The 14,969-nt window shown below is 46.4% G+C and carries 11 protein-coding genes; 2 read left to right on the top strand and 9 right to left on the bottom strand.

Annotation, left to right across the window (positions count from 1 at the left end; all coding sequences use genetic code 11):
* Positions 1–121: 121 nt before the first annotated feature.
* The 3 genes from JJQ88_RS16265 to JJQ88_RS16255 form a co-directional block, all read right to left on the bottom strand.
* Complete coding sequence (locus JJQ88_RS16265; RefSeq protein WP_210367092.1) at positions 122–1,225, bottom strand: SH3 domain-containing protein; 1,104 nt, start codon at positions 1,223–1,225, stop codon at positions 122–124.
* 206 nt (positions 1,226–1,431) lie between these two features.
* The gene (locus JJQ88_RS16260; protein ID WP_210367091.1) at positions 1,432–1,803 is read right to left on the bottom strand and encodes a DUF6173 family protein; all 372 of its coding nucleotides are present in this window, start codon (positions 1,801–1,803) and stop codon (positions 1,432–1,434) included.
* 274 nt (positions 1,804–2,077) lie between these two features.
* Complete coding sequence (locus tag JJQ88_RS16255; RefSeq protein WP_210367090.1) at positions 2,078–2,848, bottom strand: arylamine N-acetyltransferase family protein; 771 nt, start codon at positions 2,846–2,848, stop codon at positions 2,078–2,080.
* Positions 2,849–3,215: 367 nt separating this feature from the next.
* On the opposite strand from JJQ88_RS16255, the gene JJQ88_RS16250 reads away from it, so the two are divergent.
* Both JJQ88_RS16250 and JJQ88_RS16245 read left to right on the top strand, forming a co-directional pair.
* Positions 3,216–4,964, top strand: a complete 1,749-nt coding sequence (locus JJQ88_RS16250) for an ABC transporter ATP-binding protein (protein ID WP_210367089.1) — start codon at positions 3,216–3,218, stop codon at positions 4,962–4,964.
* Between the two features lie 22 nt (positions 4,965–4,986).
* On the top strand, positions 4,987–5,316 hold the full coding sequence (locus JJQ88_RS16245) for a hypothetical protein (RefSeq protein WP_210367088.1): 330 nt from the start codon (positions 4,987–4,989) through the stop codon (positions 5,314–5,316).
* Between the two features lie 113 nt (positions 5,317–5,429).
* On the opposite strand, the gene putP is transcribed toward JJQ88_RS16245, so the two are convergent.
* The 6 genes from putP to JJQ88_RS16215 all read right to left on the bottom strand — a co-directional run bounded on the left by putP (position 5,430) and on the right by JJQ88_RS16215 (position 14,392).
* Complete coding sequence (gene putP / locus JJQ88_RS16240) at positions 5,430–6,899, bottom strand: sodium/proline symporter PutP (protein WP_210367087.1); 1,470 nt, start codon at positions 6,897–6,899, stop codon at positions 5,430–5,432.
* Positions 6,900–7,560: 661 nt separating this feature from the next.
* Positions 7,561–9,753, bottom strand: a complete 2,193-nt coding sequence (locus JJQ88_RS16235) for a beta-propeller domain-containing protein (RefSeq protein WP_246861230.1) — start codon at positions 9,751–9,753, stop codon at positions 7,561–7,563.
* 184 nt (positions 9,754–9,937) lie between these two features.
* Complete coding sequence (locus JJQ88_RS16230) at positions 9,938–10,315, bottom strand: hypothetical protein (protein WP_210367085.1); 378 nt, start codon at positions 10,313–10,315, stop codon at positions 9,938–9,940.
* A gap of 106 nt (positions 10,316–10,421) precedes the next feature.
* Positions 10,422–10,838 (bottom strand): hypothetical protein, encoded by a 417-nt coding sequence (locus JJQ88_RS16225; RefSeq protein WP_210367084.1) that lies wholly within the window; start codon positions 10,836–10,838, stop codon positions 10,422–10,424.
* Between the two features lie 144 nt (positions 10,839–10,982).
* Positions 10,983–12,800 (bottom strand): LTA synthase family protein, encoded by a 1,818-nt coding sequence (locus JJQ88_RS16220; RefSeq protein ID WP_349237152.1) that lies wholly within the window; start codon positions 12,798–12,800, stop codon positions 10,983–10,985.
* Positions 12,801–12,802: 2 nt separating this feature from the next.
* The gene (locus tag JJQ88_RS16215) at positions 12,803–14,392 is read right to left on the bottom strand and encodes an aminotransferase class V-fold PLP-dependent enzyme (RefSeq protein WP_349237151.1); all 1,590 of its coding nucleotides are present in this window, start codon (positions 14,390–14,392) and stop codon (positions 12,803–12,805) included.
* Between the last annotated feature and the right edge of the window lie 577 nt (positions 14,393–14,969).

Raw genomic sequence — 14,969 nt, 5'->3', positions numbered from 1 at the left:
GTCAGCTACTGAGCGTCTTGGCACTTACTCAGATTGGACTTTCACCAACTAGCAATTAACGGCTTGCCTGGGCACGCGAAACTGAAAAAAGCATCTGCGAAATTTCGCAAATGCTCTCCAATCAGTTCACCACCAATGCCCTTTTCCCCATCGCGTTGTAGACGTTGATAAATTTGGCCTTATCCATCTTGATGTCTTTTTTCACGGCTTCACTATCGTTGAAATAGACGTGGTTTGCGTCGACTCCGGTTACGACAATATTGTGGAGCGGCTTCGCAGCGTTGATCTTCTTCCCTGCCGGTGTTTTCCATTCGCGGGCATCCGGCTGCTCATAGTCGATTGTGAACCAGACAAGAACCGGCTTCCCCTCGGCAACATATTGCTCGATCTCCGAGAAATCTTTCCCTGTCAAAGCAAGGCCGCCTGGACGGTAGCGATCCAGCACTTTTTTCAACGGGTCTGGATTGATTGTGTAGCCATTGCCAAATGGCGTCCCAACAAACCCCACTTCAGGATCACCCCACATTTTGATGGTCCCATTCGGATTGCGGACAAGCTCTGCCGTATCGTAAGGCAATTCCTGCGCAATCGTATTTTTATCTACTTGCTTACCGTAATAGTGAAGGGCCATCGCGAGCGAGGTCGCCTCACAGCCGCTTGGCAGGTCAGGACGCTGGGCAATCAAGGGGACATCGATCCGCTTGTCCTTTTGGCCGCCATTCGTTGAAACATATTTGCCGCTGACAAAGCCTGTCTCCCCATTATATGCAACCTTGTGCCAGCCATTGTTTTCAGTATGTATGACAGTCAGTTCTGTGCCTCTTTCCACCATTCCGATTTTTCCATTCCGAATCCCCGGTCCGCTCCGGACATTCAGCCTGTCCGCATTCACTTCATGCGTCACCGCTGGGCTGTACACATATTCCCCGCTGACATATCCTGTTCTGCCATTGAAGGATATCTGGTACCAGCCGTTTTCCTGTTCCTTGATGATTTGAAGTTTTGTACCTTGCTTCACGCTGCCGATTTTTGAAAAATGCTTACCTGCGCCGGAACGCACATTCAACACATCCGCTGTGACCGTGTAGGCAGTGTCTGCTGCCTTTACATCGGAAGCTTCCGGCCAAAAAGGCATTCCCGAAAAAAGCAGGCTGCCCGCTGTCAAAACAGCTGCCGCAATCATACCCTTTGAAAAGACCTTTTTAAAAGCTGCACCTTCGAACATTTTGCTCCTCCTCATTTTGTAGGATCAGCCTGGCAAACTGCCAAGCTGGAAAACTACTACAAAATTAACGGGAAAACATGGCCAAGTCCACCGATAACACAGAAAAATCTACTAATTGAACCGAACGTTGCAGGAATCAGGAAAATAAAAGGAAGCACAGGGACCGTCCTCATCATACATAAGAACTGCCTCCATGCTTCCAAAAATCATTCCTGGATGAACCCAATTTGTTGTTTCGGCTCTTCCCTATTATGCCGCGGCAAGGAGATCAACAGGAAGTTCAGCTGGCTTACATGCTGGAATAATTCAACCGGAGCACCCGTCCCGTTTATATTTCCAATGAACCTGATCAATTTAGCCCCTTCATAGCCGATTGCTTTGATATTGACCGTCACCGTCTGGCCGAACGAAGCAAGCATCAAACCGACCTCGTAATCCTCATCCAACCTGCTGTTATATTGGTTGACCGCTTTAACAATATCCCCAGCAATCGTATTCGCATCATCTTTATATTTAATCTGCAAACTTGAAGCGGCTGGATCGAAAGGGCTTGTCCTGTTCATCTCTTTCCATTGCATGGTCCCCCAACTCCTCATGTAAATTAGATGGCTTCTACTATCATTCTATCCTAGAAAGCAGCCTTTGGAAGAATAATAGGTTTGTTTTACTCATTTGCTCCCTATCAATCCGATCTTGTCCCTTATCACTTTAGGCCAACCTGCAGGTAGGAATAGCCTGTGCCTGGCCATATGCTTCCAGACCAATAAGTGTTGCAAGCCGAAAAGCCGAAGGTTCTGGCAAAGGCTTTCCCTGCTGCCTCAATAGTTAGACCCATTTCTCTTCGATACTTCATTAAAAATACTTCTTTAAAAGTTTTTCAAACTGTTCAGGACTGATCTCTTCCTTTGTCATCTCGCCATTTTTCCATTGTGTAAAACTGGCTTCGGTAAGGGTGATGGTGCCGTCCTCGGTGAATTTTGTCATCAGCGGTCGCTCGCGAAAATGTGATTCAGGATGCCAAGTGATGATTTCCTTGACTTCATTCAACTCATCGAAGTCCTCAACTGGTTTTTGAGTGTCAAAGGCGTACCCTTTTCTCCAGCCAGGGTCCTTATGCTTCAGCTTCAGTTCCAGCAATGAGTCCCCGTATTCACTATCTTCTTTTTTCACCCGATATTCGCCATTACGTGTGGAAACCTCAGTTCCATCAAGCGGCACTGGCTGCAGCGGCACATTTCCGCCGAAGCCTGTATCAACGAGGTACTTGCCGCCCTCATGGTTCAGAAGAATCGTTACATGCGTCCGGCCCGTCGGCGTGAAGCTATTGCTCGCCTGCTCAAAGACGACACCGCGGAAAAGCTGGACATCGAATCCATTTTCCTTCAAAAAAAGATACAGCATAGCATTCAGCTCATAGCACAGCCCACCCTCGTTCCGATGGAGGATTTTCTCCGTTACCGACTGTTCATTCAATTCACTTTGATCTCCGGCGATGACACAAAAGTTTTCAAAAGGAATGGTCATTGCCGTTTTTTCAAGAACCACTGGCAGGTTCTTGAAAGTGAGCGTTTCATCCTCTGGAAAACCGATCCTCTTACGGTATAAATGGTTTATCTTTTCCATTCTGGTAACCCCCTGTTTCTGATGTTGTTTTAGGACGTTTATGCTGTTTTAGCATGTTCATTCCGTTGGAGCACGTTTAATCATGTTTGAGAACTATCATTCTGTTGGAGCATGTTCGTTCTATTTGAGTGCGTCCATTCTGTTTGAGCACATTCATTCTGTTTGAATATGTCTGTTCTGTTGGAATATGTTTGTTCTGTTTGAATACCTTCGTTCTGCTTGAATATGTTTGTTCTGTTTGAATACCTTCGTTCTGTTTGGGCACGTTCATTCAATATACAGCATTCCCATCCGCGCAGATAACGGATTTCCTATTACTCCCATGATATAATGAAAGTGAGTTTTCATTCCAGATAAGGAGTTTTTCATGGATAGACAGCAAAAGGGCTTAAAGCCTTTCCTCTCACTAATATTGTCGACAGATATCCCCAGGGCAGCCTTGTTTACAGGGCTCTTGGCAAGTATCCTCACAACGCTGGCCGGGTTGCTCGTTCCCATGCTTACGAAAAATCTCGTCGATGGCTTCGCGGTTGAATCACTTAGCACACCCTTAATCGTCGGCATTGCCGCTGCCTTCATCGTTCAGGCAGTGATTAACGGGATCTCGATTTACCTGCTAAGCTTTGTCGGCCAAAAGGTTGTGGCCAGGCTTCGTGAACGGATGTGGGTCAGACTGATCCGCTTGCCGGTCCGCTATTTTGACAAGCAATCGAGCGGCGAAACCGTCAGCAGGGTCGTCAATGACACGAGCATCGTCAGGGACCTGATCACCAATCACTTTCCGCAATTCGTTACCGGCATCATTTCCATCATTGGCGCGATTGTCATTTTACTCGTGATGGACTGGAAAATGACGCTGTTGATGCTCGTTTCTGTGCCGGTCACGCTCGCGATCATGATTCCGCTCGGACGGCAGATGGCAAAGATTTCGCGTGGCCTTCAGGATGAGACAGCGACTTTCACCGGGCATATCACCCAGACGCTCGGCGAAACCCGGCTGATGAAGGCATCCACTGCTGAACATATTGAAGAAGCCAAAGGCTTGAAGGGAATAGAAAACCTGCTCAGGTACGGATTGAGGGAAGCGCGGATATTCGCACTGATTGGCCCGATCATGTATCTTGTCATCATGGTCGTAGTCGTCATGATCATCGGCTACGGCGGTATGCGTGTCGCAAATGGCACGATGTCGACAGGTTCCCTTGTCGCCTTCCTTCTTTATCTATTCCAGATTATCATGCCGATCACCTCGTTCGCGATGTTTTTCACTCAGCTGCAAAAAGCGAAAGGAGCAACAGAGAGGATCATCGGCATTCTCGAGGAACAGCTTGAAGAAAGCCGGAATGGAATTGAAATGGATATCAGCGGCGAACCGATTACAATTGAAAATGTCACTTTTTCCTACAGTGAAGGGGAACCTGTATTGGAAGATGTGTCCTTCGAGGCTCAGCCGGGCCAGATGATCGCGTTGGTCGGCCCAAGCGGCAGCGGGAAAACAACGATGTTCGGATTGCTGGAACGATTTTACGAACCAACAAAAGGAGAAATCCGCATCGGCAGCACGTCCATCCAGCAGCTTTCACTTGCTTCCTGGCGAAGCCAGATCGGATATGTTCCCCAGGAAAGCGCAATGATGGCCGGAACGATACGCGAAAATCTCTACTACGGATTGGAGGAAGCAGAGCTTATTTCCGATGAACGCTTATGGGAAGTAGCAAGGATGGCCTATGCCGAGGATTTCATCAAGGAGTTCCCGAACGGCCTCGATACCGAAGTCGGTGAACGCGGCGTCAAGCTGTCGGGCGGACAGAGGCAAAGGATCGCCATCGCGCGCGCCTTCTTGCGCGATCCGAAAATCCTAATGATGGATGAAGCAACCGCGAGCCTCGACAGCCAGTCAGAAACCATCGTTCAGCAGGCACTGAGCCGATTGATGGAAGGAAGGACCACCTTTGTCATCGCGCACCGCCTGTCCACGATTGTCAATGCCGACAAAATCATCTTCATCGAAAAAGGACAAATCACAGGCACCGGCACCCATAACGAACTCATCCAAAAACACCCCCTCTACAAACAATTCGCCGAACAACAACTAACCAATCAAACGATTGATTAAAAAGCAGAGGGGTGGAGCGCAGGTGGAGCACAGGGACGGTTCTCCTGCTTCACTTGCCTTCACATTCAAGGACTGCGGCCGGGGGAAGTCCTTTCTCTATCATCCGATCGGCTGGACAGGCATTGTCCTGTCCTCCTGCAAAACACGCAGCTGCACATCCCTGAGCTCCCTGGCCTGGAGGGATATCCCGGAAAATCCCAAACCAGATCAATACCGCAAATACTATGGTGGTGCTTGTCGCGGGAGATGGCAGCTGGTTGCTGACCGGAAGGAAGGCTTCGACAGCGAAAGAGATGTGCATCGCATCCCAGAGATACACCATGGGCTCATTTTGAAAATCGGATTGATGTGATTAAACCCCTGCATTCAAGCATTAAAAAAGAAGGTTCCTTCCCGGCTGATCGAGAAAGAACCTTCTTTTATTTGAAGCACGAGAACCGTCCCCTTGCTTCACCCCTTGCTTCATTAACCGGCTATTTCGTTTTCCATTTCTTTGAATTCGGCTATGATTTCTTTGCGTGGTTTGTTTGTTGCCAGGCTTACACCGACAACGGCGATTAGGCTCAGGAAGAAGCCTGGTACCATTTCATATAGGAATTCCGATAATCCCGGTATGCTGATCCATACCATCACTGTCACGGCTCCGACGATAATTCCCGCCAGGGCGCCCCAACGGTTCATGCGTTTCCAGTAGAGGCTAAGCAAGATGACAGGACCGAACGCGGCACCGAAGCCTGCCCATGCGTTTCCGACAAGGGATAGAATCGTATTGTTCGGCGTATAGGAAAGCGCAATTCCGACTACTGCCACTAATAATACAGTTAAACGGCCAACGAATACCAATTCTTTATCAGAGGCATCTCGGCGGAAGAACGCTTTGTAAAAATCCTCCGTCAAAGCACTGGAAGTCACAAGCAATTGCGAGGAAATCGTACTCATGATCGCTGCCAGAATCGCGGCAAGCAAGAATCCAGTGATATATGGGTGGAAAAGAATATTCGAGAACAAGATGAAAATCGTTTCCGGATTGCCAAGAGTCAAATTGTTTTGTGATACATAAGCGATCCCGACAAGACCAACAGCTAGAGCGCCGATGATGGAAATGACCATCCAACCCATCGCGATCCTGCGGGCAGGCTTGAGTTCATCGACAGAATTAATCGCCATGAAACGGACGATGATGTGCGGCTGGCCGAAATATCCCAGTCCCCAAGCCAGGAACGAGATAATGCCAAGCACGGATGTTCCTTTGAAGATATCCATTAAGGATGGGTCAATATTCTTGACGCTGTCCATTACTTCTGTTGTACCTCCAAGATCCGTAAAAGCGACAACAGGCACAAGTACGAGGGCAACGAACATGATGCAGCCCTGGACAAAGTCCGTCAAACTTACAGCAAGAAAACCGCCAAACAATGTATAGACCATTACGACCCCGGCTGTAAGGAATAATCCCCATTTATAATCCAGGCCAAAAGCTGACTCAAATAGAGTGCCCCCGGATACTAATCCAGCAGAAGTGTAAAGCGTAAAGAAAACAATGATGACAAGCGCTGAAACGGATCGGAGGACTTTTGTTCGATCAGAAAAGCGGTTTTCAAGAAAATTGGGGATGGTAATCGAATCATTTGCCAATTCTGTGTAGGCGCGAAGGCGAGGCGCGACGATCAAGTAGTTCAAATAAGCACCGATCGACAAACCAATGGCAAGCCAGGCGCTGGATAACCCAGTTGTATACATCGCCCCAGGCAATCCCATCAGCATCCATCCACTCATATCCGACGCGCCTGCCGAAAGGGCAGTCACACCCGGGCCAAGCCCGCGGCCACCAAGCATATAATCCGATAAATCAGACGTCTTCCTATATGCGTATAATCCTATTAAAATCATTGCTAGAAAATAGATACCTAAAGATATTCCTATTTCTAAATTCACCAAATCTCTCCTTTGCGTTCCTCAAACGAACTAATGAACATAGTGGTTTTCAATGACCAGGCAAAAAACGCTCTTGCGACGGAACGACACCCAAACCACTTGGAAAATTATTCTTATGTTCATTATTCCGTTTAATTATTTTTATTAGCGGGAATGACGCTTACGGTTTCTTAACCTACCAAAACGTATGAGGTATATCAAGGCAAAAGGAGCCGATAAACCTAATAGGAAAATGCTGCATCCACCATGACGATAAGGATGCAAACGCTTGCAAATATAAATAAAGTAAATAAATTTAAAATATTCAGAAATGAAAATAACAGGAAAAAAAGGGGTCTTTCCCCTTTTAAAAAAGTGCCTCCGAATAAATCAGAGGCACCTTGCTTTAGAATGAAAAGGTGACTTCACCGTTATCCGCATAACATTTTTTAGTCGCGAGCTGTACAATCACTTTTCGGGTAACTGCTTATTTACTTTCCTGCCTTCAGCCGCCTCGAGGAATTAAAAACCTGGTTTTTTCACACACAGCCAACGTCCTCCAACTTCCCGGCAATTAAAACCGGGTTTTTAACTAGACCGCACCGCACTCACCATTTTCCGCGAATTAGAAAATGTTTTGCTTTACCCTGCAGCACATTCCTTCCACTTTCGCGGGTTCACGTCACCGCCTCAGCCCAAGCTCTCCGACTTTTTCATTTGTTTTCAAGTCGTGGCTGGTGATCTTGTTTGGCGACAGGGCATACAATGTATCGCCAATATAGAGGAGCCGATGGATTCCGCTTTCATACTCCTCATAAAAAGGCATCTGTTCGCCAGTGATATGAGTGATTTTTGATTTTAGCGTAAATCCGTTTTCTGTGTCGACGTTGTACACATATGCACCTTGATACTCGAAAATTTCCTCATACTCATTTTTCTTGTTGTTCCGGTAGACAGAAATCGGAAAGGCAAACAGATTTTTATTTCTATTGAATAGCAATGCTTTATGATCATAATTAAGCGGCGAGTAAGTTCCCCTTCCGCCGATGATTTCCGTGAACTTTTCCTTTGGGTTCTTCATATCGCTTACATCGAATAATGAAATCTTCACGCCATTGGTCAGGATACGGGGTTGTGCACCGACTCCTTTTTCTGTGCTGATTTTCGTATCATGACCGAAACCGATCAGGTGGTTTTCATCATAAGGGTGAAGATAATTGCTGAAACCCGGAATCTTTAATTCACCGAGCACTTTCGGGTTTGCAGGGTCACTCGCTTCGATGACGAACAGCGGGTCCGTTTCCTTGAAGGTTACCATGTAGATCCTGTCCTCCATGAACCTTGATGAGTAGATTCGCTCACCTCTGGCCAGCGATTCAATTTTTCCAGTTGGCTTCAAATTTTCATCCAAAATGTAAAGCGCATTGGATGAAGGCTTGCTGTCATCCCACGCATACCCTTTTGTTGTCACCACCCTAAAGTGGCCCTTATATTCGTCCATTGAGAACTGATTCAGCACGGTTCCCTGGACTAAAGCCGACCCCTGTAATTCCACTTTCATCCCTTTTACAGAAAATTTATGGATGTTTGTGTCCGGAGCTGTCATTGCTGACCAATCGCCTTGTGGCCGTTCCGTCCAATTCGGAATCGCGAGATACAGACTTTCCTTTGACATATACAGTTGCTCGCCGCTTCCCAAATACGTCGTGATGGCAGCTTCTTTTCCTGGCTGGTCAAGGTCGAAGGCGGCAATCATCATATAATTCGGCTCTTTTGATCCTGGAAAATAACGGATATTATCATAGCTGATCATTTGTCTAACTGACTTTGAGGCAGTATCGGAGTACTTCGGACGGATATCGATTTGATCGTTTTCCTCCAGCAGCCAGTAATCGGGATGATGCTGGGTGACCAGATACACCAGGTTATCCACCTTCCTCGCGGAAACATAACCGCCCTCCAGCTCGACTTCCCTTACCTGTACAGGTTTCCCGGGATTTTCAACATTATAGACAAAAGCCTTTGTCGACTGCATCATCGGCAAGACTGCTGAATCCTTTGCTATCCCATCGTAAGGCCTAGCCGAGTTATCATAGTGATAACCAATGACAACCAGCTGCCCGCCATGCAAAAACAGCTGATCCGGCATAAACTCAGGACCATATGGAAGCCTGGAAAGCAGCTTCATCTCCTCTCCAGGAACTGCCTTGATGATACGGATTTCATTGTCTTCTGCCTGGAAGATATGCTTGCCATCCGTCTTTACGATATCCGCCTCATCGACTCCCTGTACCTGGTTGTTTGTGTCGGAAAAATCATTGCCAGAAGCGGAATCAGCAGATGAATTCTCTTCCTTTGCCGATTCTTTGGCCATCTCATCTGTAGATCTCATCGTAAACCAGCGACGCGACCTTTTCTCCTCTTTCATTAATTCCTTGAAGTACCCATCCAATTTCTCCTTTGACCCGATGACCGGCAAATTCTCTTTCACAATAAATTCCCAGGGTTGGGCCGAACCCAGCTTCCGCCCCGAAGCAGATTTAATATCCCTTTTAAAATGAAGGGTGTAATGTTTCGCATCAAGATCGTACCCGTCTTTCGGAGGGGCAATATAGACCGTTTTTTGATCATCACTAAGTGAAAGGTTCGTTGCGACTTTCCCTCCTTTATCATCCAAAACAAAGATGAAATCCGAATTGACGCTTTCTTTCGCGACCTTTTCTGAAAACTGGATACTCCAGACTTTATTAGCCATGACAACAGCCTTCTCATCCCCTTCCCATTCGTTGACCACCTTGAATTGGGACAAAAAATAATACACAATCCCAGCTAAAAGAAAAATCGAAACACCGCCCAAAACCACCCATTTTCTCATCATGATCCCCCCTGCAAGATTAGACGGAGAATCCCCATCCAAGTTTCACCATGGCGAAGCACGGGGACGGTTCTCTTGCTTCAAAAAAGCAAATATATCTGCAAAGTTCACCATCCATATGCGCAGAAAATTCGGCAGAAAAAAAGGCACTCCCCGTTCAGCATGGAAGTGCCTGATGATTATGCTAAGCTTTCCTTTTCACATAGAGAATTGGCCCGGCAAACGCAAAAGCAAGTAATACATACAATCCCGCCGTTCCGAGGATGATTCCCAAAATATCATTCCCAATCCCCAGGATGAAATAATTCAAAAAAATGATAAGAGTCCAAACGATGCTCCTTCGCAAGGCTTCAGGAATGCTTTGAGTTTTGCGAGCCTTTGCTAAAAAATACGTAACAAACAGAGCCGGTATAGCAGTAAGCAAAAATTCATAGTTCAAAAATAACGCATGCTCTTCTGAGCCAAATTCAAACGTTGGGGCCCCTAATGGCAAGGTAACCAGGAATTCAAATACGGTAATGAGGAAAACTGCTAAAAGTCCAAAAAGCCCTTCTTTTATCATGGCTTTCATCCCCCCCAACCCTCTCCCTATTAGAATCAAACGCTGAAGCATGGGGACGGTTCTCCTGCTTCAAAAAAGCAATTCCGCTCCTCGGAAGTACCTTTTTTCATACGGCATTCATGAGTCCGTACGCTGCAATCATGACAACACCATAGAAAAAGAAAACAGCGGGCCCATACAAGACTTTATTGTCCTTTTTTACAATCCGCAAATATTCCAATAGGAAAATGATAAGCCTCATCGCCGAAAATCCGGCAAACATCCAGAATGCAGGCAGTGCAATATAAAGATAGACTTCTGACAAATATTCTTTAAATCCTAACTCCCCATTCCGGAAAAAACCAGCCAAACTGCTGATCAGGAACAGCAAGGTGATCTGGGAATACAGGGCCCACATATATAGATAATATCCATATGCCTTTATATAGCTACTAGTGTCCACCATGTAGATATTCGGGAAAATATACTTGATTCCCAATATGCAAGTAAGGATTGGGCGCTGCAAGGCGTAGAAGAAATTCACTTTCTAATCATTAAAGTAATATTCATCGCCAAATGACATTTTGATGTACTCTGTACCATGCTTTTTAAAAGTCTGCTTTTGCTTCCTTTTCATTCCATGCTCCTTTACTCCCTCTCTCAATATCGGAACAACCCATCCCCAGCGTCACTCCAAAAACCTGAACAAATCGCCATGGAGGATCTGGTCAGATGTCCCAAGCTCTTTCCGGACAATTTCCTTATAGGGGTTACAACCCGAAGACGGTGCAAGACTCCCTTTATCCCTTTCATAACAGCTATTCCCGTCGTAATAGAGTTGTTCAGTAATGAAACTCCCATCCCGGAAAATGACAGGATAGCCCTTTTTTCTATTAAAAAGGTTCTGTCCAAGAGAAAGATTGTTTCCGGATTCGATGCCAAGCAAATGGAGGACGGTTGCCCGGATGTCGATTTCCCCACCAATCTTAGGAATCACAGCACCTTCCTGCCCCGGAACATGGATAATAAGCGGTACTTGCTTCAGTTCGGCCCGATTCACACTCGTATCCTCTAAACCGAGGAGTTCCATCACCCCGTCCTCGTATTGGTCGGAAATCCCGTAATGGTCACCGTACAAGACAAAAAGTGTATTTTCATAGAGCCCTCTCCGCTTCAAGCTTTCAAACAAGGTCTTGATGGCTTCATCCTGATATCGCACTGTGGTCACATAGCGGTTCACAACCGCCTCCGTTGTCTCAGCTTCCGGTATCAATTTATCTTCCTCGTCCAGCAAATAAGGAAAATGATTGGTGAGCGTGATGAACCTCGCATAAAAAGGCTGTGGCAGCCCTTCAAGATACGGCAGTGACTGTTGAAAAAACGGGATATCCTTGATTCCGTAGTTTACCGTGTTGGCGGTTGTTACCTCATAATCACTCTCTGAATAGAAGCGGTCGTACCCAAGCGACTGGTACATGGTTTCCCTGTTCCAGAACGTCGCTTCATTGCCATGGAAAACGACAGAGCGATAGCCGCCATTTTCCTTGAGGATATGGGGCAGGGCTTGATAGGTGTTTTCCGGTTTCCTGACGAAGACAGAGCCGCCCGAAAGCGGATATAGACCTGTGTCAATCATGAATTCGGAATCTGACGTTTTCCCCTGTGCCGTCTGTTCATAAATCTGGCTGAAATAGTAGCTTTCTTTTACCAGCGAATTGAGGAATGGGGTAATTTCCTCCCCATTCACCTTCTGTCCAATGACGAAATCCTGTGTTGATTCCATACTGATCATGATCAGGTTTTTACCTTTTGCCGCCCCAAATAAATCGGATTGTTCCTTCCCCTTAGCTTCGGCATAGGCCATCGATGCCTCCGCGTCAGCCTTTGAGGCAGCGAATCTGTTTAGAGGAGTGATGATGACAGATCCAATGTCAAACAAATGGTACTGGAACAAGCCGATGCTTTTCACCACTTCGGTGCGATTATAGGCTTCTTTGTAAAAATAGGGGGATTTTGCTGTTCCGAGCGCAAGTGCCAGCGTGCTTAAAAATAGGCCAAAAACCAAATAACGCTTCAATCCAATAGAACGCAAGCGCTCCTCTTTTTTCCGGTCCTTCCAAATAATCCAGGCGGCAATGAACAAATCCGTAAACAGGAATACATCCCAAGGACTCATCAATTCAAGGGTACTCGGGCCCAGTCCACCAACATTCTTGAATTGGAAAAGAATTGGAACGGTCACAAAATCCGTATAAAATCGGTAATATAATAAATCGCCATAAAGAATCCCTGTCACCACCATCATGACCAGCAACAGGCTCTCGCCGGCTCGCTTTCCGCCAAAGCGCAATCCAAGGCCCAAAAGCACCAGGACTGCCCCTATCGGGCTTAACAGAATCAAGGCGAAGTCTGCAAAGGCAGATAAATGGAGGTTGAAACCTGCCAGGGAAACTGCGACTATTTTGATCCATAAGGTCCCGGCGGCGAACCAGAAAAATTTTTTCACACTCAATACACCCAGCTCCTATGCAGCTGCTGTTCAAGGACATCAAGGGCATGGGCAACATCCCTCTGGTGCTGGTATCCCATTAAGGCTAGCTGCACCCAGTTTCTTTTCAGCAAATAATCACTTTCATAGCTTAAAAGAATGCCATTTTCCCTGCACGCATCCCCAAACTCCCGGCTTGAGAGCCGGTCCGGAAGAACAATCGTGAGGATCCCAGGGGAATAAACCTCATCTCCTAGTAACGTAAAACCTGCATGTACAAGCTTTTTCCTCGCTTCAGCCGCCATGTGCACCACTGATTCTTGCCTGTTATGGACTAACGCTTCCCCCAAGGCTCTCACCAGGTTGGAGGAATGGGTAAAAGGGATGCTCAGGCAGTCTTCGTACATCCCAATATCCAGAAACCTTGGGACGGAAGCGTTCCTTCCCATTTTTTCACGGTGGAAAAGGATCGCCAGTCCAGGATAGGAACCGAACCCTTTGCCGCTCACAGACGAAGCCAGATAAATATCTTCCAGGTTGACAGGCACGACCCCAGCCGAACTGCAGGCATCGAGGACCAGTTCGGCGCCATGTTGGCGGCAAATGTACAAAAGGTTCTCGATATCGTAAAGGTATCCGGTCGATGTTTCACAATGGACCGTCCAAACCCATTCGATATCCGCAGTCCCTTCCAGAAAAAGGGCCACTTCCTCCGGTTCGATCGGCTCGTTCCAATCTTTTTCAATTGCGTGAAATCCTAAGCCGATACGCTTCGCATGGTCAATCAGCCTGTAGCCAAATTCACCGTTGGCGAGGATCAGTCCCTTTCCCGGGAATCTCTTCAACTGAGCCGCTACAACATCATTGGCGAGGGTACCAGTTCCCACAAGGATTTGAACATGGTTCGCACTTGTCAGCTCCCTCAACTTTTCACGGACAGATTCCATTTCTGCGATGAATTCTTTGTTCCGATGGGAAATCGCCTGTCTCGTAAAAGCGGCTTCGACAAGAGGATGGACCGGCACCGGACCGGGTAAAAAGGAAACAGAACGCTTATCTGTCTTTTCCTTCATGAGATTGCGGAACGCTTTGTTATTGGTTTCAAATCGATCCTTCGTCAGATACATGGGCTGGTACAGTGCCTCTCCGCTGCCAACCAATGGACCGAACGGCACGAAGCCGATCTTGCGATACAGCTTAAGTTGCCTGACAGTCCCCGAAATGACAGCCATATTATATTGTTCAGCAAGACAATAATCGACAACAGCCGCACATAACTGGAAGAAAACCCTTGTACTTCGGTACTCTTTCTTAATTGACAATAAACGGATTTCGCACGGAACGGCATCGGCCGGCAGGTAATCATCCAAATCTTCCAGCTTCCGGTCAAGGGAAAAAGGGCGATTCGACCTGACAGCGATCATCCCGACCACTTCATCGTTTTTCTTCGCTACGATGTATACATTTTCTTCATGGAATTGATCAACAAGACGGTTGGATTCCTGTTTCTCGTGCTGCGGGATTTCCTCGACGAAGGTTAGATGATTCAATTGATGAATCTGCTCCCATTCATTCGGATCCGTTGCAATTTTATACGTGAGTGCTGGCACCTCGTCACCTCCTGAATTGATTAAAACGCGTATGGATCCATTGCATTTAAACACTCGAATTTCAAATGCGTATCGATTCATAACATTTAATTTTTTGAATAAAACGTGTAAAATTTCCTTTTATGTAAAAATTAACACTTCTATTATAGAAGAATTTTCCCGAGAATGCACACACTTTTTTTGAAGCACGGGGACGGTTCTCCTGCTTCATCTAGAGAAGCACGGGGACGGTTCTCCTGATTCATCTAGAGACTTTTCAATTCTTCTAATTGCTTACTGATATCCTCTGCATCTTGGCCTATTACCATGATTTCATTTTTGACTTTCAAATAAGTTACATATCTATCTTAATGTTCGAGGTTCCATGTAAGATAAGGTTATTATCCCTTTGGTTACGTTGTCTTCCTCAATAAGAAGCTCTTCTCCTAGCAGTTCATCCAGGTTAATTATGAATTGGTAATCGGAATGCTGAAATTTATCCCTGTCTTCTTGTTTTTCCCTTTGAGACTCTTGATCACTATCTGTTTTTTTCACTTCCGCTTCTCTATCAGCAGCCTTCTTTTCCTCTCTCCCTGTA

This window comes from Bacillus sp. REN3 (assembly GCF_017912555.1).
Lineage (GTDB): Bacteria > Bacillota > Bacilli > Bacillales > Cytobacillaceae > Mesobacillus.
This window is presented reverse-complemented; position numbering and strand designations above follow the sequence as displayed.